This is a genomic window from Ketobacter sp. GenoA1 (assembly GCF_003671475.1).
Lineage (GTDB): Bacteria > Pseudomonadota > Gammaproteobacteria > Pseudomonadales > Ketobacteraceae > Ketobacter.
In genome coordinates, this window is the sequence record NZ_RCHM01000046.1 from 274,356 (window position 1) to 296,141 (window position 21,786).

The window sequence follows — 21,786 nt, forward strand, 5'->3', positions numbered from 1 at the left end:
TTCCGGCAACCCTGGCCCACGGATGAAAGGAACTGAGAATGGAACGCTCAAATAATCCACTGCGACGATTAAACATGATACCGGTCGTTTTGTTTTTAGCGACTTTACCCACTATCAGCACAGCTGCTACCAATACCCTGTTTTTACACAGCCAATGGCCAAAAGAGGGGGTTCCCATCCTGCAGTTTAATGAAACCCCCACTCTTGAAAATGTTTATCCGGAACGCACCGAACAGGAGGTTTCTCACGACAGAAAGCAAATAGAAAAGATCTTCAGCACCATTGAGTCAACCTTTCCCACGGACAAGGAAACCGCCTATCTGAATGGTTTGGGCATCGCAAAATACGAAGTGTCCATATCAGCCAAGAAAGATCCGATGGTGGCCGTGGGGCTAAACTTTATTGTAACGACCAACACCGGCTCCATATCCATTCTGGACAAAAACGCCAAGCCCGTGCCAGGTAAGAATGGTGTGTACGCAGTTTTTTCGGCCAGCACCTTGTTTGGCGAGTTCATCGATCGGGATTCGCCCCTTGATCTCAACAAGCACACCGGCTTTCGCAAACCCTGCGATTTTCCGGAATACCCCGAGACCAGTGGTAACAAATTCTGCATCGATGAATTCTACGATACTCGCGTTTTCTTCGATCAGGGCGCCAAGCGCTTCATCATATTGAGTCAGGCCAGGAATCGTATCTGGAGCGATACCTGGCGCCCCAACGGCGCGACAAAATTTTCCGGTGTTGAGAACGGCGTGAGATACTGCGGCAAGCAAGGCATAAAGGGATCTAACGAGACAGTCCCTTTAACCAGTACAAGCTATTGCAAACTGGCCCGGCGCCATCAGCTTTTTGCCATTTCCAAAACCGAAGATCCCAGAAACGGCTTTTATATTTACGCCCTGAAAAAACAAAACTACGAGGACTGGCCCTGGGGCGCGGTTAACCCGGCGGGAGACACCTTCACCATCGGCCACGCCAGTGCAGCCATGGATATCGGTGCTGCCGTAACGGTGATACGGCTATCGGATATGCGTAGCGGTACCCCGCAACCGCGTTATTTCCAATTGAGCAGGGATGATCTGATTGCCGCTCACCCGGCGGGTGTGAACACCGCAGATGGGCCCTATTCCAAGGGCTTGTATAATCCAGCACCCATCGCTCACCATGGACCAGCGCAAAGTCTGCACGGCTACACCCTGATACTGAGCAGGGTCGACCACTGGTCCAAGAGCCCCGAAAAAAACACCACCCCGTCGCAAACGGATTCGTTGCGGGTCTTTGGTTATCCAAAACCCACGGCCCATGGTGTCAAACCCAAAGTCGTTTATGGGGAAACCGTAACAGAGGATGCATTCCTGCCGGGCTTTATGATGCACAGCGTTTATCGTGACGGCCATGTGCATGTGTCTTGGGAATCGGTTGAAAGCGCCAGCAAGAATCGTCAGCTGCGTTACCTGGATCTTCCCATCAGTGCCTCATCCAAAGGCATTACCTTCCCCATCAGCACCCGCAACAAAGCCCGCCATTGGGTTTCCGGCTATGTGGACAAATTGAATCTGTTTCCCACCGTGGCGGTGAACTCTGCAGGTAAATTGATCATTCCGTATGTACGTGGCGGAGGCGCGCAAATTCGGGTGCATCGCTGGGTGCCGACACGAACCGCTCCCGCGGATAGCCTGCTCCTGCATCTGTCGTCAGCGGATTGGAAAAGCCGCAATATCGATTATTCCTGGGCAACGGTTGACCCCACTGACGACCAAACTTTTTGGTTCTCCCAGATGGGCGTCAATAATGCAGGCAGCCTGCGCTTTTATTTATTCCGGGTGAAAGGGGGCTTCTAAACCCCCTGCCGTGTCAGCCGATGGATTCCAGTTGCTCGGCCCGTTGCCGCAGCACATCCGAACGGGGTGAATCGCCGAATTCACGGCTGTATTCGCGGCTGAAATGGGAGGGGCTTTCGTAGCCCACCCGGAAGCTGGCGGTGGCGGCGTCCAGCCCTTCGCTCAACATCAGGCGGCGGGCCTCGTACAGGCGCAACCGTTTCTGGTACTGCAGGGGGGACATGCGGGTGACATCCTTGAAGCTGCGGAACAGGGCGGATTCGCTCATATTGACGGCCTCGGCCAGCTCCCGCACCCGCATGGGCTCGGTAAAGCGCTCTTTGATGAGGGCGGTGACTTTCGACACGCGGCTGGCCTGATGATCCACCATGGCAAACTTGCGGATGCTGAACCCCAGCTCGCCCATCAGCACCCGGTACAGTATCTCTTTGCGGATCAGTGGCCCCAACACCGGCACGTCGCCGGGGCGCTCCAGCAGCCCCAGCAAACGGGTCAGGGCATCCAGCAAATCCGGCTCCATGGCCGCCACCTGCAGGCCGCAGTTGCAGAGGGGGCCGGTCTCCATGGGTTCGTTGATCTGCGCCTGCAGGATCATGTCGGTCACCTCCTGGGGGGTGAACTTCAGCTTGATGGCCAGATAGGGTTTTTCCGGCGAGGCCTCCACCACATGGCCCAGCACCGGCAGCGCAACGCTGGTGGTGAGATAGCTCAGCTCGTGGTAGACGATCTCGCGATCCCCCAAGTGCACGGTTTTACGCCCCTGAATCAGGAACGCAATGCTGGGTTCATACACGGTGGGATTGCAGGTGGCGGTGGGCTGGTCGGCCCGAATCAGGTGAACCCCCGGCAATGCACACTCGGTGATGCCATCCCCGCTGGACCACCGCAGAATGCCGTTGGCCAGGGTTTGCTGTTGGTGGGCGCTCACCATTTCGTCAGTCAGGGTTTCGCTGATCACGGGGTTCTCCTGCCGGGTTGAAAGCTGCAATCAGTATACGCCCGGTTGCGGGTTGCGCCAGACGGAACCACCCCCGAAATGCAGGATTAGGCAAGAATGTGATGGGATTCGGCAATCAGCGAGTATTCGCAAACCGGTTTTACGCCACCAAATGCCTTTATTTGTCGAAATTTATCGCGTTTTTACCGCATTACCATTCAGTTTTGTGTCAATCACATTACAGCTATACGATGTATAGCCCCAACCAAAGCAGGAATAGGCAATCACGATAGAGAAACCGACTACCGCCGGCCAGCCCCTGCCCCCTATTCTGTACACCCTGAGCTGTACCGATTCGAAAGGGGTAATTGAGATGAGTATTAATGCTTCTGCACACAGAAAACCACCGCTGAAAACCGCCATTGCGGCGAGTATTGTGGCGCTGACCATCACCCTGTCCGGTTGCAACAATAATCTGCAGGCCACCGAGGCCGAGCCACCCCCGCCGGCGGTGGATGTGACCCGGTTGCAGGCCCGCAACGTCACCCTGTGGGATGCGTTCACCGGCCACGTTGCCGCCACCGAAAGTGTGGCCCTGCGGCCCCGGGTCAGCGGTTATATCGACTCCATCCACTTTGAAGAAGGGCAACTGGTGGAACAGGGGCAGTTGCTGTTTGTGATTGATCCACGCCCCTACCAGGCACGGCAACGGGCGGCGCAGGCGGCCTTGCAGCGCGCCGAAAGTATCCTGAGCCTGGCCCGCACGGAAGCCACCCGCGCCCAAAACCTGTTGCAGAACCGGGCGATCTCCCAGGAGGAGCTGGACCAACGGCTGGCCACCCTGGCCAACGCCGAAGCCGATGTGGCTGCGGCCCGCGCCCAGCTGGACAGCGCCCGTCTGGATCTGGGGTTCACCCGGATCACCGCGCCTATCAATGGCCGGGTGAGCCGTGCCCACATCACCCAGGGCAACCTGGCCACGGCGGATCAAACCCTGCTGACCACGTTGGTGTCGGTGGACCCGGTGCACGTTTATTTCGAGATTGACCAGGCCACCGATTATCAAAACCGCCAGCAGGGGGTTGCGGTGTTCGCCCCCGGTTCCCCCATCCGGGTGGGCGTAACCGGTGAAACCGGCTTCCCTCATCAGGCCGTGCTGGATTTTGTGGATAACCAGCTCAACCGCCAAACCGGCACCCTGCAGTACCGCGCCCTGTTGCCCAATCCCGACGGCGCGTTCAAGCCCGGCCAGTTCGCGCGGGTGGAAATTCCCATTGAACGCCTGAACCAGGCCTTGCTGGTGGATCAGAAAGCCGTGATGACGGATCAGGATCGCCGCTTTGTGTACGTGGTGGACACCAACAACACCGTTGCCCGCCGCGAGGTCAGCACCCGGCATCGCATTCAGGGCAAGCTGGTAATCGATGAGGGTTTAACGGTGGGCGACATGGTGATCGTCAATGGCCTGCAGCGGATTCCGGTGGCGGGCATTCAGGTGGCGCCGGAGCTGGTGGAGGAGCCGGAACCTTCCCGGGTGGCCAACCACGGCGGCACCGGCAATCTGTTGATGTAGTACCGCCACCGGTCCCCAGCGGATCACCCACGTTTATTCTTTAATGACTGGCGCACAACTCGGTGCGCCGAGGGGCTCTGTCATGCAATTTTCCCGCTTTTTTGTTGATCGCCCGATCTTTGCCTCGGTGTTGTCGATCATTATTTTCGTGCTGGGGCTGATCAGTATTCCGCTGCTGCCCATCAGTGAATACCCGGAGGTGGTACCGCCCAGTGTGCAGGTCACCGCCAGTTATCCCGGCGCCAACCCCAAGACCATTGCCGAAACCGTGGCCACGCCGTTGGAGGAAGCCATCAACGGGGTGGAAGACATGATCTACATGAAATCCGTGGCCGGCAGTGACGGCACCCTGGTGCTGACGGTGACCTTTGAGCTGGGTACCGATCCGGATCAGGCCCAGGTGCAGGTGCAGAACCGGGTCACCCAGGCGTTGCCACGGCTGCCGGAGGATGTGCGCCGCCAGGGGGTGAGCACCCGCAAGCAGTCCCCCAGCCTGATGATGGCGGTGCACCTGCTGTCACCGGATGATCGCTTCGACGCCACCTATATTCGCAACTACGCGGTGTTGCACATCAGGGACGAGCTGGCGCGATTGCCCGGGGTGGGTGAAGCGGGGCTGTTTGGTTCGGGCGATTACGCCATGCGCCTGTGGGTGGATCCGCAACGGGCGGCGGCCCTGGGCATTACCGCCAACGACATTGTGGCCGCCGTGCGCGAGCAGAATATTCAGGTATCCGCCGGGCAACTGGGGGCCGCCCCCATGCCCGATGGATCGGATTACCTGCTTTCCATTAACGCGCAGGGGCGATTGGACAGCGCGGAGCAGTTCGGTGATGTGGTGCTGAAAACCGGTGCCGATGGCGCCCTGACCCGGCTGAAGGATGTGGCCCGCATTGAGTTGGCGTCTTCCCAGGATACGTTACGGGCTCTGCTCAATGGGCGTCAGGCGGTGGCGCTGCCGATCTTCCAGGCACCCGGTTCCAATGCGCTGGAAGTGTCCCGCGCGGTGCGCGCCAAGATGGCGGAGCTGGACGATCAGTTTCCCCAAGGCCTGGACTGGGAAGTGGCCTATGATCCCACGGTGTTCGTCAGTACCTCCATCAAGGCAGTTATCCAGACGTTGCTGGAGGCGGTGGTGTTGGTGGTGCTGGTGGTAATTCTGTTCCTGCAAACCTGGCGCGCCTCGTTGATTCCGTTACTGGCGGTGCCGGTTTCCATCATCGGCACCTTTGGCCTGTTGTTGTTGCTGGGTTATTCCATCAATACCCTGACCCTGTTTGGCATGGTGCTGGCCATCGGCATCGTGGTGGACGACGCCATCGTGGTGGTGGAAAACGTGGAGCGCAATATCGAGCAGGGGTTGGCGCCACTGGCGGCCGCGCATCAGGCGATGCGGGAAGTGAGCGGCCCCATTGTTGCGATCAGCCTGGTGCTGTGCGCGGTGTTTATTCCCATGGCGTTTCTGGATGGCATTACCGGCCAGTTCTATCGCCAGTTTGCCGTCACCATCGCCATTGCCACGGTAATCTCGGCGATCAACTCGCTGACCCTGTCGCCGGCATTGGCGGCCACCTTACTGAAACCCCACGACGCAGAGCCGGATCGTCCGGCCCGTGCCCTGCAGTTTCTGTTCGGTTGGATCTTCCGCCCGTTTAACCGCTTTTTTCAGCGCAGTGCCGATGGCTACCAGGCGATGGTGGCGCGCAACCTGAAACGGCGGGGTATGGTGTTCGCCCTCTATGGCGTGTTGCTCGGCGCTACCCTGTTTATGTTTGATCAGGTGCCCGGCGGGTTTATTCCCACCCAGGATAAAACCTATCTGGTGGGCAGTATCCGGTTGCCGGAAGGGGCTTCCCTCGATCGTACCGAAGCGGTGGCGCGCCGGGTCAGTGAACTGGCGTTGAACACCGAAGGGGTTTCCCACGCGGCGGCGTTTGTGGGATTCAATGCCCTGCAACGCACCAACACCCCCAACGTGGGTACCGTGTTTGTGCTGTTCGATGATTTCAGTGAGCGGGATCGCAGCGCCCAGGAAATTGCCGAGGAACTCAACGGCAAGCTGGCCGCCATTAAGGAAGGCTTTGCCCTCACCTTTATGCCGCCGCCCATTTTCGGCCTGGGGGCCGGTTCCGGTTACTCCCTGTATCTGCAGGATCGTAACGCGGCCGGTTATGGGGCGTTGCAGAACGCCACCCATCAACTGGCCGGCGCCTTAAGCCAGACCCCCGGTTTGAGTTTTCCCATCAGCTCCTACCAGGCCAACGTGCCGCAACTGGATGCGGTGGTGGACCGCGCCCAGGCCAAGGCGCAGGGGGTGCAACTGGATGACGTGTTCGGCACGCTGCAACTGTACTTCGGTTCACTCTACATTAATGATTTTAATATTTTCGGCCGCACCTACCGGGTGATGGCGCAAGCCGATGCACCCTACCGGGATGAGGAGCGGGATCTGAATCATTTGTACACCCGCAACCGCCTGGGCGATATGGTGCCCCTCAGCAGTATGGTGACGCTGGAACAAAGCTTTGGCCCCGACCCGGTGATTCGCTACAACGGCTATCCGGCGGCGGATCTGATCGGCCAATCGGATCCCATGCGCTTGTCCTCCGGTGAAACCCTGGCCACGGTGGAGGATGTTGCGCAGTCGGTGTTGCCCCCCGGCATGGCCATTCAATGGACGGACCTGAGTTTCCAGCAGATCAATCAAAGCCAGGCCGCCCTGGTGGTGTTTCCCCTGGCGTTAATGTTGGTGTTCCTGGTGCTGGCGGCCCTGTATGAAAGTTGGGTGCTGCCCCTGGCGGTGATTCTGATCGTGCCCATGTGTCTGCTGGCCGCCCTGTTCGGGGTTTGGCTCAACCAGGGTGACAGCAACGTGTTTGTGCAGGTGGGCCTGGTGGTGTTGATGGGGCTGGCCTGCAAAAACGCCATCCTTATTGTGGAGTTTGCCCGCGAACGGGAGTTCGACGGCTTGAATCCGGTGCAGGCCGCCCTGGAAGCCTGCCGCCTGCGGCTGCGCCCCATCATCATGACCTCGGTGGCCTTCGTGGCCGGCGTGGTGCCACTGGTTCTGGCCAGCGGAGCCGGCAGTGAGGTGCGCAACGCCATGGGGGTAACCGTGTTCACCGGTATGATCGGGGTCACCCTGTTTGGCCTGGTGCTGACCCCGGTGTTTTACGTGGCACTGCGCCGGTTGGCACAGCGCGGCGAAGCCGGCGCGCAATCCGATTCCACCGCTTCTACTTCATTCCCGGGAGAATCCCATGCCTGATCGTATTGTTTCAACGCCCCTGTTGGCCTTGCTGTTAGCCGCCTGCGCGGTGGGGCCGGATTATCAACCACCTGCGGATACGGCGCCGGAGCACTTTATTCACCAACCACCGGCCACCGAAGCAGCCACGCCGCCGCAAACAGCGCTGCAAATGCAGGCCCGCTTTTGGAACGGCTTCAACGATCCGATGCTGGCGCAACTGGTGCTGAACACGCTGGACAACAACCAGGAGCTGACGGCGGCACTGGCCCATTACCAGCGCTCAGCAGCGCAACTGCAGGCGGCCAAACGCAATCTGTTGCCCCGGGGCAGCGTGGCTGCCGATGCTACCGAAAGCCATTTGCCCCAGGTGGAGCGTTTGTCTGCCGATGGCGCAGAGCGGATTGAACGCTATCAGGTGGCCGGTGCCCTGAGCTGGGAGCTGGATTTGTTCGGCCGCCTGCAACGCATTCGTGAGGGCCGGCAGGCGCAGCTGGATGCATCCGCTGCGGATCTGGAAGCCCTGCAAATTACCCTGGTGGCCCAACTGGCCGCTCAGTACTTTGAACTGCGCGGGCGCCAGCAGCAACTGCAGGTGGCCATACAAAACCTCCGGCTGCAGCGGGAATCCCTAGCCATTGTAACAGCGCGGGTGCAGGCCGGCCGCAGTACCCGTTTTGATCAGGTACGGGCCCAGGCGCAAATGGAATCCACCGCCGCCATCCTGCCGCAACTGCAGGCCGATATCGCCGCCCTGATGCATCGTATTGCCACCCTCAGCGGCCTGCCCGCCGGGCACCTGAATGCTCAATTGGGATTGGTGCAGGATCTGCCCCGGCAGCTGCCCGCAGTGGATCTGGATACGCCGGCGGAGGTGTTGCGCCGGCGCCCGGACGTGCGTGCCGCCGAACGTGAACTGGCGGCACGCACCGCCGCCATTGGTGCCGCCCAAGCCCAGTGGTTCCCACGCTTGGAGTTAAGTGCCCTGGTGGGCAGCGTTGCCGCCGACCCCGGCGACCTGTTTACCGGAGCCAGTGCCAGCCGCCGCGCCGGCCTCAGTATCCACTGGCCACTCTTGGACTTCGGACGGGTCAGTGCATTGGTGGACAGCGCCGACGCCGATGCCCGCGCCGCCCTGGCCCGTTATCGGCAAACCGTATTGATTGCCCTGGAGGAAACAGAAACCGAACTGGTTCGCTACCAACAAAGCCAGCACCGCACTGCCGCATTGGAGCGCTCTGCCAACGCCGCGGCAACGGCAGCACAGCTGGCCCGCACCCGCTACGGCCAAGGCTACATCGACTTTTTTGAAGTGCTGGCGGCAGAGCAGGAGCTGATCGAGATTCAAGGCGCCAGGGTACAAAGCCGCACCGAACAAACCCTGGCCATGGTGAACCTGTATCGCGCCATGGCAGGCCCGCCGGGGGGCTTTACCCCGGTATCAGCCCTCCCCTATAATCGGCCGCGGGGATAGATTATTCACGGGCGCTGAATCCACTCTGATCAGCCTTTGTGCAACTGAATCGTCAACAACAATTATATAAATCTATAAAAATCGGGGAATTTCCATGAGCAAAGGATTGATATCAATCGCCTTGGCGTCTTGCGTTCTGCTGTCCGCTTGCGGTGGCGGTGGTAACAACGGTGGCGCGCAAGTTGTAGGCCCGCGCAGCAACAGTGAATCGTTCAATGTAGGAGGTACGGTAAGCGGGCTGCAGGGCTCGTTAACCATCAGCGCCAACGGGGAAACCATTGAACTCAACAGCGATGGGGCCTTTGAATTCAGTGAATCGTTCCGCAACGGCACCAGTATCAACCTGCAGGTGGAGGACCGGCCGTTTCGCCAGGGCTGCTACTTTAGCGACAACCAGTTTGTGATACGCAATGACATCAACAACCTGATGGTAACCTGTTCATCGCTGGGCACCCTGCGCGGTGTGGTAAAAAATTACTCCACCGGCGCGCCCCTGGCCAATTCCACTGTGGTGCTGGTGGCAGATACCGGTTCGGGCATGGCAGAAATCGAGCGCACCCGCTCCAATGCCAACGGCGAGTTCAGCATCACCGGCACCGGTGTTTCTGAGCGTTTTCTGCTGTCGGCCACGCTGGCCCAGTACGGTTCCAGTACGTTGGTTTTATCCAACTCCCTTACCAATCCTGATCTGATTGCCGATCCTCTGATGCTGAACAATGATCTGGATGCGGTGTTTTCCGGAACCGCGCCCTTTACGCTGACGGTTGACGGTTATGACCTGGCAACCCTGCCGGCGAACGCGCTTGTGGATCGCAATAACAACCCCTATTCCGGTGCTGTTTCCGCCACGGCAACCATTATCGACCCCTCCAGCGATCCGGCGCTGATGCCTGGTGACTACCAGGTAGTATCCCCCGGTAACGGCCAGCTCCGGCCAATCGAGTCGTTCGGCGCAGTGGAATACAACTTTACCGATGGCAGCGGTAATCCCCTGCAACTGGCGAACGGGGTGAGTGCCACCATTAACATTCCCCTGGCCAGTAGTGTGGATCCGGACACGGCACCGGCCAGCATTCCATTGTTCTATTTTGAGGAAACCACCGGCTATTGGGTGGAGGATGGCAGCGCCACACTCACCAGCACAGCCGCCGGCTATGTGTACGCCGGAACGGTATCCCACTTCACCTATTGGAATGCAGACGATTACTACACCAGCGTTGATCTTGTGGGGTGTGTAGAAAACGCCGTTGGCCGCCGGATTGCGGATGCCCGTGTCATGGCCGTGGGCAGTGATTACATCGGCTCCAGTTCCGCCATCAGTAATCAACTTGGCGAATTCACGATTCCCGTACGGGAGGATTCCCGCGTCCTGCTCACAGCCCGCCGTGGTGGTAACAGCAACACCCTGGTGGTCAACACCGGCACCACGATGGCCACACTGGATCAATGTCTGGTGCTGGGGAACGACAGCAGCAGTACCACCATCAAACTCAGCTGGGGAGCCAATCCTGCGGATCTGGATTCGCACTTGATTGCCAATGATCTGGTGGGCACCAACGCCACCATTCATGTGTACTACGCAGACGAAACCGCCGTGATCAACGATATCGTCATTGATCTGGATGTGGATGATACGACCAGCTTTGGCCCGGAAATCATCACCATTCCGGACTTTCCCGCCGCCGGAACCTATCAGTATTTTGTGCACCACTACAGCGGCACCGGTAATATCGTAACCTCGCCGGCGCGAGTTGAACTACAGCTCATTGACGAGACTTACATTTTCACCTCTGAACAAGCCAATGGAGATCCAAACTTAGAAGCCTGGCATGTGTTCAACCTGGTGGTGACAGAGGACATGAACGTGAGCGTGGAAACCGTGCAGCAACTGGTGGACGAGGAACAAGTGGAGAATGTACCCGCGACCTCCAATAATCTGCGGGCGATGCGCCTTAGCACGGGTGGGGGGCTTCCTGCCAAGGATTACTGATCGGCACCGGTTTTTATCCCGAACAGCCCGTAAATGCGCAACCAGCCTTTACGGGCTTCTAATATTTTGCGATAACCAGATCCATGCTGTGCCGTTCATTACATAAGGACACCCCATGGACCCATCGATTACCGAGGTAATCCCTTATCTGACCCACCCCCTGGCGCTGGTGGGTTATGTGCTGATGTTGTTTTTCAGCGTCCACCGCGCCCTCATCAAGTCCGGCATTATTCCGCCCCTAAACCAGCAGGATGGTGCCTCTGTGGTACATGCATTGCTGAAGTACGGCTTCTGGATTGCCGCACTGATCATCGTTGCCGGAGTAACCCTGCAATACGTGCAGAATCAGCCGGACGTGATTCAGGAAGGCGAGGCAGCGGCCGGCGGTACCGTGATCAATCAATCCGGCAGCGGCAACACCGTCAACATCAATGATTCCCGGTTGCTGCTTGAACTGATCAATCAGAAAGAGAAAGACAGCGCCAAGCTGGCAACCCTCAGCCATCAACTGGGTGTTACCGAGAGTGCATTGAGTGGCTTTTTTACCACGCTGGAACAGGAGCAGATTGCGCTGGACAAGTTGCCGGCGGCACTGCAGAAAATCGCCCAGCGGCATCGCGAAATGCTGGCACAACTGGCGAGTTTGAAGCACAACGCCAGCAGCCATCAAGCGCTGCTGGGGCAGGCGGAAACGGCCATTGCCCAGGGGCAGCACGAACAGGCTGACGCATTGATCAGACAGTACATCCAGCAGGAAACCGATTCCCACCAATTGAATATTGCCGCTGCCAACGCCATGCTGGGCACCTCCGCCCTGGCCCGCTTTCAGTTTGCGGCCGGTGTGACTCACCTGCAACAGGCCACTGCTCTGGTACCGGAATCGCAGCCGCAAATAAAGCGGCAGTATCTGTTGCAATGGGCCGATGCCCTGTCGGATTTTGGTGAGCACAAAGGCCGCAATGATATTCTTGAACAGGCCATCAACACCTATCAGGAGGCATTAACCTACGTTACCCGGGAGGATGCCCCCCTGCAGTGGGCCTTGATCCACAGCCAGATGGGCCGGGCCACTGGCCTGTTGGGCGAGCGTGAAAGTGATCCACAGCGATTACTGCAGGCCAGGGCAGCCTTTGAACAGGCATTGCAGGAGCAGACTCAGAGCAACGCGCCGGAAGACTGGGCCGCCTCACAAAATGGCCTGGGCGCAACCTTGATTACGTTGGGGGAGCGGCAAGGCGACGACCGCTTACTGCAACAGGGAATGGCCGCACTGCAGCAATCGTTGAAGGTGCGCACCCCGCAGCAATCCATCGCCAGTTGGGCCACTACCCGCAACAACCTGGTGGCCGCTCAACTGCTGATGGGAAAGCGTCAAACCGATAGCGCCGTCATGGAGCAGGCACTGCCCATGTATCAGGAGATGCTGGATACACTGAACCGACAGGACAACCCACTGGAGTGGGCCACCACCCAGCACAACCTGGCCTCGGCGCTGGCCTTGATAGCCGAACGGGAATCCGGCGTGGAGCGGTTGCAGCAAGCGGTGGCCGCCAACCAGCTTGCCTTGCAGGAGTGGACACGGGAGCGGGTGCCCCTGGAATGGGCCAGCGTACAATCCAACCTGGCGACCGTTTACTACCTGATTGGAAAACGCAGCCATGATCCCGCCTCCTTCCGGCGTGCCATTGCCGCTTTTGAAGCGGCCATGGAAGAACGGACCCGGGCCCGTGAACCTTTAGACTGGGCCATTACCATGAACAATCTGGGATTGGTGCAGGAGAAACTGGAAGAGTTGGAGCCTGGCCAACACCACTTGGAAGAGGCCATTGCAACCTATCGATCCGCCCTGGAGGTGTACAGCGGTGACAGCAATCCAATCGACTGGGCTGGTGTGTTGAACAATCTGGGTAGTGCGTTGACGGACCTGGGGTTAAAAAACGCTACCACAGACCCCATGCAGGAGGCCGTTGAACTGTATGAGCTGGCCCTGCAGAAATGCACCCGTGAGCGGGATCCAATACGCTGGTCTGGCCTGCAGAGTAACCGGGGCAAAACACTGCGATTACTGGGTATGAAACACCGAGACACCAATTTACTGCAGCAATCCTACGCCGCGTTTGAATTGGCGCTGCAAGAGCGCCCACTGGAACACTTTCCCGCAAAATGGAGCAATACAACCCAGTACCTTGCCGCTGTGGCTTACACCTTGGGTTTCCAAAATGATGACGTGGCTTTTTTGCAAAAGGCTGAATCCCACTACCAATCGCTGCTACAACATCAGGATCAATTCGGCCCGGCGATGGCAGCCGATGCCAATCGCGGGCTGGGCAACCTGTATTATCACATGAGTACGCTGGTTGCAGCAGAGGCAACCCAGCCCTTGTTGAGGCAAGCCCATTCATCCTGGCTGGCTGCCCGCCAGATCTACGAGGCCTATGATCAAATTCACTCAACACAGCGCCTTACTGAGTTACTGGCCGCCGACGCGTTCGAGTTTATCCGCCGGGAACAGGCGGCCCTACCCTGATATCGTTTGCCGACGCAGCGCCTATAAAGTGCAGCAGTTCCCTGGCAATCGCCTGTGGTTGATCCTCTTGCAGAAAGTGATCCGCCTGGGGAACCAAAATGGTCCCAGCCTGAGGAAACAGCGCCTCCATACCGGCATGAGCCGCTATACCAATCCACGAGCGCGAGCCCAACAACAAATCATCACTGCTCCAGAAAAATACGGTAGGTTTGTCGGCCCAAAAATCCGCAGCCAGTTGCTCTATCTCAGTAAAAAGCGGCTTATCTATTTCAGCTTTGGCAAATAGATTAATGCCAGCATGGACACGGCAAGCCGCAACGCCGGGCGTGACTTCCTCTTGCTGCCGGAACGGTGCTCGATACAAATCCAGCACCCTTTGCGACAGGCGCCGGGTAGTCATCGTCTGCATGACACTGGCAACAAACTCCGGATAAATACGCTCGATCAGTGGCCGTGGTTGCTCGAAAAAATTTCGGGTGACTCCCATGACGTTTTCAAGAAAACGGTTTTCCGGAAAACTCAACATGGTATTGAGGATGATAAGATGACTGAAGCGATCGGCGTTGCGTAGCGTAGCCGCCGTGCCAATGGGTCCGCCCCAGTCGTGTACCACTACCGCTGCATCGTTCAGATCCATCAGACTGATAAATTCCTCCACCCGCGCCACCTCGTACAGCGGGCTCACCTGTGAACCATCACCAGGGCAACTGGATTGCCCAAACCCAATTAATGAGATCGCAAGACAGTAATAATCAGAGTCTGAATCAGCACAGACCTGGTGCAGGATATTACGGTATAGATGGGCCGATGAGGGAAACCCATGCAGAAATAAAACCGGCTTGCCATTGGGGTTGCCCGCCGCCAGATAGTGCATACGTTCCCCGGAGGGTAGCTCCGCAAACAGATCTTCCATAACAGGAACGTCATCTTGCACCAGATCGGCGCCGTTACAGGCCGCCAGTGTCAGTAACGGAAACACTATCATCAGCATATAGGTTATTTGCTTGGCCATGCTCGCATCCTCTTATTATTGTAAGGTCACGAGTCTAACCATTATCAGGCAGCGGGATTATCGCCATTTGAGCCAATCCAGCCTGGGTGAGTGGTGTTCAGGCTGCTTGTTCAGGCTGCGTTAGGTATCCTGCTTACGAAATGCTCCTGGTGTCATCCCAAACCAGCTTTTGAATGCCTTGAAATACTGGCCCACATCCTGGTAGCCCAACAGGAACGCAATATCCTCACTGCTGAGGGATCGCTCCCTGATGTACTTTACCGCCAACGCCATGCGCAACGAACGCAGCAAACCTCGAAAGCTGTGGCCTTCATCTTCCAGCCGCCGTTGCAACGTGCGCGGCGACACCGCCAACAGATCCGCCAAAGCCTGTTTATCAGGCTCGCCATAACACAGCAGGATTTCCAGCAGGAATCGACAACGCTCCGCCCAGCTGTCGATGCCAATCTCGGATTTGTGCAATGCTTCCATGACCCGAATGTTATCCATGCTGATGGAAGAAGGGGTGTGCTCAGGGTAATGGCTATCGCCGTCGGTTTTTGTAAAGTAAAGCCGGGATTGTGCCTGCTGAAAGCGGGGCATCACCCCCAGCAGGTCAGCATAGACGCGCGTATCCTCCTGCGGACAGGGGTTGCCGTGACTGAAGTCGATGGCCTCCGGTGCAATGGCGAATGCCTGCCAGAGCATGTCACAAACCGTGGCAACAAACCCTTCGGTTTGATGCAGGCTAACCCGTCCGGGGGCATTGGGCGTGATGCTCATCAGTAAGTGTGACGCATCCTGCTGGATAGTGATGTTCATAACTTCGGTACTGATGCAGGCGTAGCGGGCAATCATCCGCAGGTAGTCCACCAGGGATAACGCCGATTGCTTGAAAAAGAACGCCAGCCGGGGTTGCAAGCGGGACGAAAGAGGCGCGATTTTTAATCCCAGATTGGGCTCCCCCACCCACCCCGCCACCTGATCTATATTTCCGGCAATCACCTCAATAGGCACTCGTTCCTCTGGTTCAAACGCCTCCAATTGTTCTACCTGAGCCCCCACTGTGGCCAGCAGTTGGTGATAATCGCCCCGCTCCAGCAGAAACTGCTCCAGCGCCCGACCATGAGAGCGCAGGGTATCAACGGAAACGGTGTAGGTTTTTGCTGGTCGGTTCATAGCGCAACAATAATACCCCCTTTGCATATGTGCAAACGTGGTTTTCGTAATTTTAGTCTTGCCTGCAACAGTTTGTTCAAGCTGGCTGGATAACCTGATTCGGCCTAACCACATGAGAACAGGAAAGTCCTATGGCTGTTTATTTGAAAACGGCGTGTTGTGCGCTGTCCTTAAGCGCGTTGCTCGGCTCTTACGCCCACGCCAACCCGATCAATGGTTATCCAGTCAGTGATGAGCAACTGGACACCCTCGTTGAAAATCCGGATTCCACCCGATTCACAGCGCTGCAAACGGCACAGTATTTTAACCTGAACCGGTTCCGCAGCCCCGATAACTATCAACACCCGCCATTGCAGCAGGCCCCTCTGAAGCGGGTGAACCCACGCACCGGTGAGCTCACCACCACGTTAACCGCAGGCTACCTGGAATACGATTTTACCTCGTTCAAGGATAACCAGGCGTTCACCCAGCGCCTGCGATTGCGCAAGTACAACCAGCAACCCGTGGGTGACACGCTGGTGGCACGGCCGGGAGATACTTTGCGCATTCGCCTGAACAATCAACTGCCGCCGGAAACCAATCCGCCCTGTAGCGAAGACGGTGAGTGCAATCACAACCGGCCACATAATTTCAACACCACCAACCTCCATACCCACGGCTTGCACGTGGACCCCACCGGCAACAGCGACAACGTATTTATCAAACTGCAATCCGGGGATAGTTTTGATTACGAAATTAAAATTCCGGAAAATCATGTGGCGGGTACGTTCTGGTATCACGCCCATGTGCACGGCGGCAGCTCAGTGCAGGTGGGCAGCGGCATGAGCGGTGCCCTGATCATCGAAGGAGATTATGATCGCCTGCCGGCCATGCGCGATGCCGACGACAGGATCATGATGCTGCAGGAAATTGCCTTTAACGACACGGGTGAAATCGAAAACAACGACACGTTTGCGCCGCTGGCCTGGGCGGAGCAGGCAGCCGACCGGGGCTGGCATATTTCCATCAATGGCCAGGTGATGCCGGAAGTCATCCTGCAGCCCGGTGAGGTGGAGCGGTGGCGTTTCATTCACGCCGGAGTGCGTAAAAACGTGAAACTGGCGTTGCTGGACCCTTGCTCCGGTGATCGGCTGCCACTGGTACAGGTGGCGGCAGATGGTATTCCCTCCACCACCAAACGGCTCAGTGATGACAACAGTGTATTGATGGCGCCGGGCTACCGCAGTGATGTAATGCTTAAAGTTCGCCGCCGCGGAACCTACTACCTGGTGGATGAAGAAGTGGGCCCGGTGGTACTGGGTGCGCAATACTGTTTCCTGAATCCCGAAAACCAACAATTCAGCCTGGACGGCAGTGCCCAGAATATTTTGGCGCGGGTGGTGGTGCGGGGCGCACGCCAGTATGACCGCTTCCCGGCCAATGCCGCGCTGGCCGGCCTCAATCGCCCGCGCAGCATCGCAGACAGTGAGCTCTCCAGTATTGTGGAGTATCTGGAGTTCGACATTGATATTTCGGTGGACCCGTGGTTGGGATTGATCAACGGCAAGCCCTACGATCCCGATCAACCGCGCATTCTGAAACTGAACACCGCCCAGACCTGGAAAATCAGCTCGGTGTTTTCCCACCACCCCTATCACATTCATGTAAATCCGTTTGAAGTGATTTTTCGCAACGAATCCGGCGTGATCGTGGACCGTATCTGGAAAGACACCATTCTGGTGGATGAGCTGAACGATGCCCAAACCAATAACATTGAAATCCGTTCCCGCTACGAAGATTTTACCGGCGCTTTTGTGACCCACTGCCACATACTGGATCACGAAGACCACGGCATGATGGAAAAAGTTGTCATCGAACCTTAACCCGCACCGCAACTGACTAAACCGAATAAGGATATCATTATGAACACTATTACTTTGCCCGAACCACTTGCACCCGGGTACCTGGATCAACACGAAGACATTACCCAGCATGAAATCGATGCCCTGAAAACCCGTTTTAACCTGGCCGATGCCCATACCCATCAGCGTCAGAGCCCAACCCAGAAACAGATCGTCAGTAATCTGGATCAGCTATGGTACCGGGCAGAGCAACGCACCCAGTACGCGGCGGAACGGGATTTCATCAACGCGTTCTATACACTGCATGGACAACACACCGCCCTGCAACGGGCCGATGACATCTACCTGGTGTACGCTGCCTCCATCGGCATGCAGATCACCGCCACCTATCTGATGAAAAACAAGTTGCGGGTGGGTCTGATCGAACCCTGCTTTGACAATCTTCACGATCTGATGAAGCACATGCAGGTGCCGATGCAAGCGCTGGATGAATCCCTGTTCACCGCAGCGGGCAGCCTCTACGACAACCTGATGAAACACGCCCTGACGCTGGATGCCATCGTGCTGGTAGACCCCAACAACCCCACCGGCTTCAGCCTGTTTGCCGATGGCACCAAATCCTTTATGGAACTGGTGCGGTTCTGCTGTGATTTCAACAAAATTCTGATTCTGGATTTTTCGTTTGCCTCGTTCATTCTGGCCTCCGGCGGTAAGCGGCCCGATGTGTATGAGATCCTGGAGAATTCCGGCGTGCGCTACATTGCCATGGAGGACACCGGCAAAACCTGGCCCCTGCAGGATGCCAAGTGTTCCACCATCCTCACCAGCCGTGACCTGAACGATGATATTTATCCCATCGTAACCAGCGTTCTGCTTAACGTCTCACCTTTTATCCTGAGCCTGGTGACGGCCTATGTGGAAGACAGCATGCAGGATGACTTTGCTTCGGTGGGCACCCTGCTGGATACCAACCGGGAGGTGGCCATCCGTCATTTGGACAAAGGCATTCTGAAATACCAAACACCCCTGATTCGCACCAGTGTGGCCTGGTTTGAAATACAGAACACCGCCATGCGTGCTGACGACGTACAAAACTTTCTACTGGGACATCAGATCTATGTGCTGCCGGGTCAATATTTTTACTGGAAACACCCCGATCGTGGACAACGTTTCATTCGCGTGGCCCTTGCCCGCGAGCAGGCCCTGTTTGCCGAAGCCATGGAGCGTATGGAGGCCGCCCTCAATGAACTTGGATAAGCGCCCGCTGTTTATTGATGCCACGTTTTTTCTGGGCATGCACGATGCAGATGAAACACGGCGCCGGCAATCGGTACAGTTCTTTATTCAGCACATGGACAGAGTACTGTACATGAATCTGGAACAGGTGGGCCTGTGCGATGATGTGATCTGGGCCCGGCAGCGGGCGGAGCAGGATGCTTACTATCCGTTTATGGATAACCTGCACACGCTGATGGATATTCGCCGCATTGGCTACCAGGCGGAGGATCTGCTGTGTGCCACCGGCGAGCAACGCTTTGCCGGACTCAGTCTGCAACAGGCCTGCACACTGGCACAGGTCATCAACTGCAACGGATACCTGGCCACCCATGATCCAGAGTTACGCAACCTGGCCCAGTTCGGTGATTGGCTGGCCCCGGTTGCGGAGTATCACAACGGCGAGTTTCCCCCGCCGTTGCAACCCCTGTATCAGCAGTCCGTCACTTTAATGCTCGACTTGAAAGGAAGCCGATATGTTTAACAAGGATGTTTTTATTCCACTGATCACCCCGTTTACCCCACAAGGGGATGTGTGCCGGCACAGCGTGCGGCAACTGATGCAACAACTGCAGCCACACGCCACCGGGTTTGTGCCCTGCCTGACCTCCGGTGAAGGGTGGCTGCTGTCCCCCAGTCAATGGCAGGATATGGTGAGTTACTGCGTTGAGTTTGCCGCCGGCAAACCGGTCATTGCGGGCATCGAACGGCCCAGTACCAGCGAAGTGATTACCTACGCCGATGAAGCGGCACGGTTGGGCGCCACCGGTATTATCTTTACCGCGCCGTTCTATCCGGACCTGCCCCAGGCTGCCATCTACAACCATTTCGTTCAGGTGCACGACCAAACCGAACTGGACATTCACGTGTATTTTGAATCCGAACTTTGCCGCAACAAATGGGAAGTCGACACCCTGCTGACCCTGTGTGCCCTGCCCCGGGTAGTGGCCATCAAGGAATCCAACGGCGAGGAGAAACTGGCACCCCATTTGCGCAACATTCGCCGCATGGGTGTGAAAGTGTATCAGGGCTGGGAAGACAAGCTGCTGCAGTATGATCACGACGGTGTCATGGCATCGTACTGCAACCTGGATCCGGGCCACTGCGCACAGGTGATCAACCACCGCGACTACGGTGAAAACACGCTGCTGGTGGAGCGCTGCCGGCAGCAGGGTATCTTTGAACCCGACTGGTATAAACGCGTAAAAACCATCTTGTTTCAGCAAGGGGTTATCGCAACGGATCTGACACTGGACGCCCTACAGGAGGCCAAACACCATGCTCACGCAAGCACACCTGTATCAGCATAATCAACGGGCATTGCAACAGGACATCACCGCGTTCGATGCCCAATACCGGCAATTTGAATCCCACTGGGTGCAAGGTGTGATGGAGGCACTGCAGGATACCGATAATGAATCCGGTTGCCTGAACACGGTGCAGGATCTGGTGGACGCCATTGACGAGTTGGTACAGGTGGAGGCCAATTCGGAATCCGCTGCCGTGGACTATGTGGCACAGAGCATGAAACGGGAGGAATTCCGAATTCTGGTACAGGAGTTTGCCCTGGACGGCCTCACCGAGGCGCAGGCCTTTTATTTTATTATGCCGCGCCTGCCGTTGGCGGCGCAGTTGCCCATGCTGCGGATTCTGATCGACGAGTTCGGCTCTGCCAATCCCAAACGCATGCACACCACCCTGTATTTGAATCTGTTACGGGAACTGGCCATGCCGCTGGACCGGCTGCACTATGTTGAGCGCATCGCCGACAGCAGTTTCGCCTTTGTGAATCAATTCTACTGGTTGACGCTGCGGGCGGAAGATCCTTCTTACTTTGCCGGCGCCATCACCTATCTGGAAAGTGTGATTCCGTTTTTCTTTCCCTGTTACGTGGATGCCTGCAAACGGCTGGGCATTGCCGCCCATCACTACTACAGCGAACACTGCCACATTGATCACTTTCATGCCCTGGAAGGCAAGCGCCTGCTGCTGGCCATGGCGCAGGAGCAATGCCTGGACCTGGAGAAGGCCTGGTACGGTGTGCGCTTCAGTCAGCAGATTACCCTGGATGCGTTTGAACAGGCCGTCCATAAAGCTCGCACACAAAAGGAATTGCAACATGCCCATAGCGCAGCATGAAGAAAGCGGATTCTTCATTGTGGAACTGGAACAGCAGCGGGTGCAGGTGCCCCGGTATTGTCCGCACCGCGGCGGGCGCCTGGATCACGGGCACATCAATACTGCCCGCAAGACCCTGAGCTGCCCCCTGCACCGTTCCGTGTTCAGCCTGGAGGACGGACGTCAGCTCAGTGGGCCGCCCTGTGGGGATTTGCCGGTGCGCCCCTGCGCAAGCGTGCAAACGCCCCTTGCAGATTCATTGGATCAAAACTGACGCCGATCTCAATACACTATAGAGGCATTCATTGTCGTTTAAATAAGGAGTTCACTATGAACCTGTTACACAACCCCAGTGTGGGTGCCCTGTTACTACGGATTGCACTGGCGGCGGTCCTGCTGTCGCACAGCGTGTATTTAAAACTGGTGGTGTTTACGTTGCCAGGCACCGCCAGCTTCTTCAGCTCCATCGGCTTGCCCGGCTGGTTAGCCTATGTGGTATTCGCTGCTGAAGCGGTGGGCGGTGTTGCCATTTTGTTGGGTATCTTTACCCGGCAGTTTGCACTGGCCATGATCCCCATTCTGTTGGGAGCCACCTGGGCACACCTGCCCAATGGCTGGTTGTTCACCAACGCCAATGGCGGTTGGGAATACCCGCTGTTTCTGGCCTTTATGTCCACCGCCCTGATGCTGATCGGCTCCGGCGAATACGCCATTAAACCCGACAGCGAGGAAACCGGCGCCGCCGCCGGCAATGGCATGCCCACCCCCGGCACGCTGGCCCGCGGCTGAG

16 protein-coding genes are annotated in these 21,786 nt (G+C 57.3%); 13 read left to right on the forward strand and 3 right to left on the reverse strand.

The genetic code is table 11. From position 1 onward, the window contains the following. The first annotated feature begins 38 nt into the window (after positions 1–38). Entirely contained in the window at positions 39–1,844 is a 1,806-nt protein-coding gene (locus D9N13_RS23750) for a hypothetical protein (RefSeq protein ID WP_290594650.1), read from the forward strand. 13 nt (positions 1,845–1,857) lie between these two features. Here D9N13_RS23750 and D9N13_RS23755 read toward each other — a convergent pair whose 3' ends face one another. Then, complete coding sequence (locus D9N13_RS23755) at positions 1,858–2,802, reverse strand: AraC family transcriptional regulator (RefSeq protein ID WP_290594651.1); 945 nt, start codon at positions 2,800–2,802, stop codon at positions 1,858–1,860. A gap of 352 nt (positions 2,803–3,154) precedes the next feature. Here D9N13_RS23755 and D9N13_RS23760 point away from each other — a divergent pair, with 352 nt between their 5' ends. The 5 genes from D9N13_RS23760 (at position 3,155) to D9N13_RS23780 (ending at position 13,592) form a co-directional block, all read left to right on the forward strand. Then, the gene (locus D9N13_RS23760) at positions 3,155–4,354 is read left to right on the forward strand and encodes an efflux RND transporter periplasmic adaptor subunit (protein WP_290594652.1); all 1,200 of its coding nucleotides are present in this window, start codon (positions 3,155–3,157) and stop codon (positions 4,352–4,354) included. 82 nt (positions 4,355–4,436) lie between these two features. Beyond that, positions 4,437–7,622 carry an efflux RND transporter permease subunit gene (locus D9N13_RS23765; protein ID WP_290594653.1) on the forward strand — a complete coding sequence of 1,062 codons (3,186 nt, stop codon included), beginning with the start codon at positions 4,437–4,439 and terminating at the stop codon, positions 7,620–7,622. Beyond that, positions 7,615–9,075: an efflux transporter outer membrane subunit gene (locus tag D9N13_RS23770; protein ID WP_290594654.1), complete on the forward strand. Its 1,461-nt coding sequence runs from the start codon at positions 7,615–7,617 to the stop codon at positions 9,073–9,075. The genes D9N13_RS23765 and D9N13_RS23770 overlap by 8 nt, the downstream gene beginning before the upstream one ends. A 94-nt stretch (positions 9,076–9,169) precedes the next feature. Continuing rightward, the gene (locus D9N13_RS23775; protein ID WP_290594655.1) at positions 9,170–11,065 is read left to right on the forward strand and encodes a hypothetical protein; all 1,896 of its coding nucleotides are present in this window, start codon (positions 9,170–9,172) and stop codon (positions 11,063–11,065) included. 115 nt (positions 11,066–11,180) lie between these two features. Then, positions 11,181–13,592, forward strand: coding sequence for a tetratricopeptide repeat protein (locus tag D9N13_RS23780; protein ID WP_290594656.1), 2,412 nt, complete (start codon positions 11,181–11,183; stop codon positions 13,590–13,592). Here the strand turns inward: D9N13_RS23780 and D9N13_RS23785 are convergent. Both D9N13_RS23785 and D9N13_RS23790 read right to left on the reverse strand, forming a co-directional pair. Then, positions 13,561–14,604 (reverse strand): alpha/beta fold hydrolase, encoded by a 1,044-nt coding sequence (locus D9N13_RS23785; protein WP_290594657.1) that lies wholly within the window; start codon positions 14,602–14,604, stop codon positions 13,561–13,563. The genes D9N13_RS23780 and D9N13_RS23785 overlap by 32 nt on opposite strands. A 120-nt stretch (positions 14,605–14,724) precedes the next feature. Further along, positions 14,725–15,762 carry a helix-turn-helix transcriptional regulator gene (locus tag D9N13_RS23790; RefSeq protein WP_290594658.1) on the reverse strand — a complete coding sequence of 346 codons (1,038 nt, stop codon included), beginning with the start codon at positions 15,760–15,762 and terminating at the stop codon, positions 14,725–14,727. 131 nt (positions 15,763–15,893) lie between these two features. Here D9N13_RS23790 and D9N13_RS23795 point away from each other — a divergent pair, with 131 nt between their 5' ends. The 7 genes from D9N13_RS23795 to D9N13_RS23825 are packed head-to-tail and all read left to right on the forward strand — an operon-like array spanning position 15,894 to position 21,785. Continuing rightward, positions 15,894–17,624, forward strand: coding sequence for a multicopper oxidase family protein (locus D9N13_RS23795; protein WP_290594659.1), 1,731 nt, complete (start codon positions 15,894–15,896; stop codon positions 17,622–17,624). Between the two features lie 39 nt (positions 17,625–17,663). Further along, a complete protein-coding gene (locus tag D9N13_RS23800) occupies positions 17,664–18,860 on the forward strand; it encodes an aminotransferase class I/II-fold pyridoxal phosphate-dependent enzyme (protein ID WP_290594660.1) in 1,197 nt (398 codons plus the stop codon). Next, positions 18,847–19,362 (forward strand): DUF6190 family protein, encoded by a 516-nt coding sequence (locus D9N13_RS23805; protein WP_290594661.1) that lies wholly within the window; start codon positions 18,847–18,849, stop codon positions 19,360–19,362. Before D9N13_RS23800 ends, D9N13_RS23805 begins: the two co-directional genes overlap by 14 nt. Beyond that, on the forward strand, positions 19,355–20,188 hold the full coding sequence (locus D9N13_RS23810) for a dihydrodipicolinate synthase family protein (RefSeq protein ID WP_290594662.1): 834 nt from the start codon (positions 19,355–19,357) through the stop codon (positions 20,186–20,188). The genes D9N13_RS23805 and D9N13_RS23810 overlap by 8 nt, the downstream gene beginning before the upstream one ends. After that, positions 20,157–21,017, forward strand: coding sequence for an iron-containing redox enzyme family protein (locus D9N13_RS23815; RefSeq protein ID WP_290594663.1), 861 nt, complete (start codon positions 20,157–20,159; stop codon positions 21,015–21,017). Before D9N13_RS23810 ends, D9N13_RS23815 begins: the two co-directional genes overlap by 32 nt. Further along, positions 20,998–21,270 carry a Rieske (2Fe-2S) protein gene (locus tag D9N13_RS23820; RefSeq protein WP_290594664.1) on the forward strand — a complete coding sequence of 91 codons (273 nt, stop codon included), beginning with the start codon at positions 20,998–21,000 and terminating at the stop codon, positions 21,268–21,270. Before D9N13_RS23815 ends, D9N13_RS23820 begins: the two co-directional genes overlap by 20 nt. A gap of 56 nt (positions 21,271–21,326) precedes the next feature. Next, positions 21,327–21,785, forward strand: coding sequence for a DoxX family protein (locus D9N13_RS23825; RefSeq protein ID WP_290594665.1), 459 nt, complete (start codon positions 21,327–21,329; stop codon positions 21,783–21,785). Position 21,786: the final 1 nt, after the last annotated feature.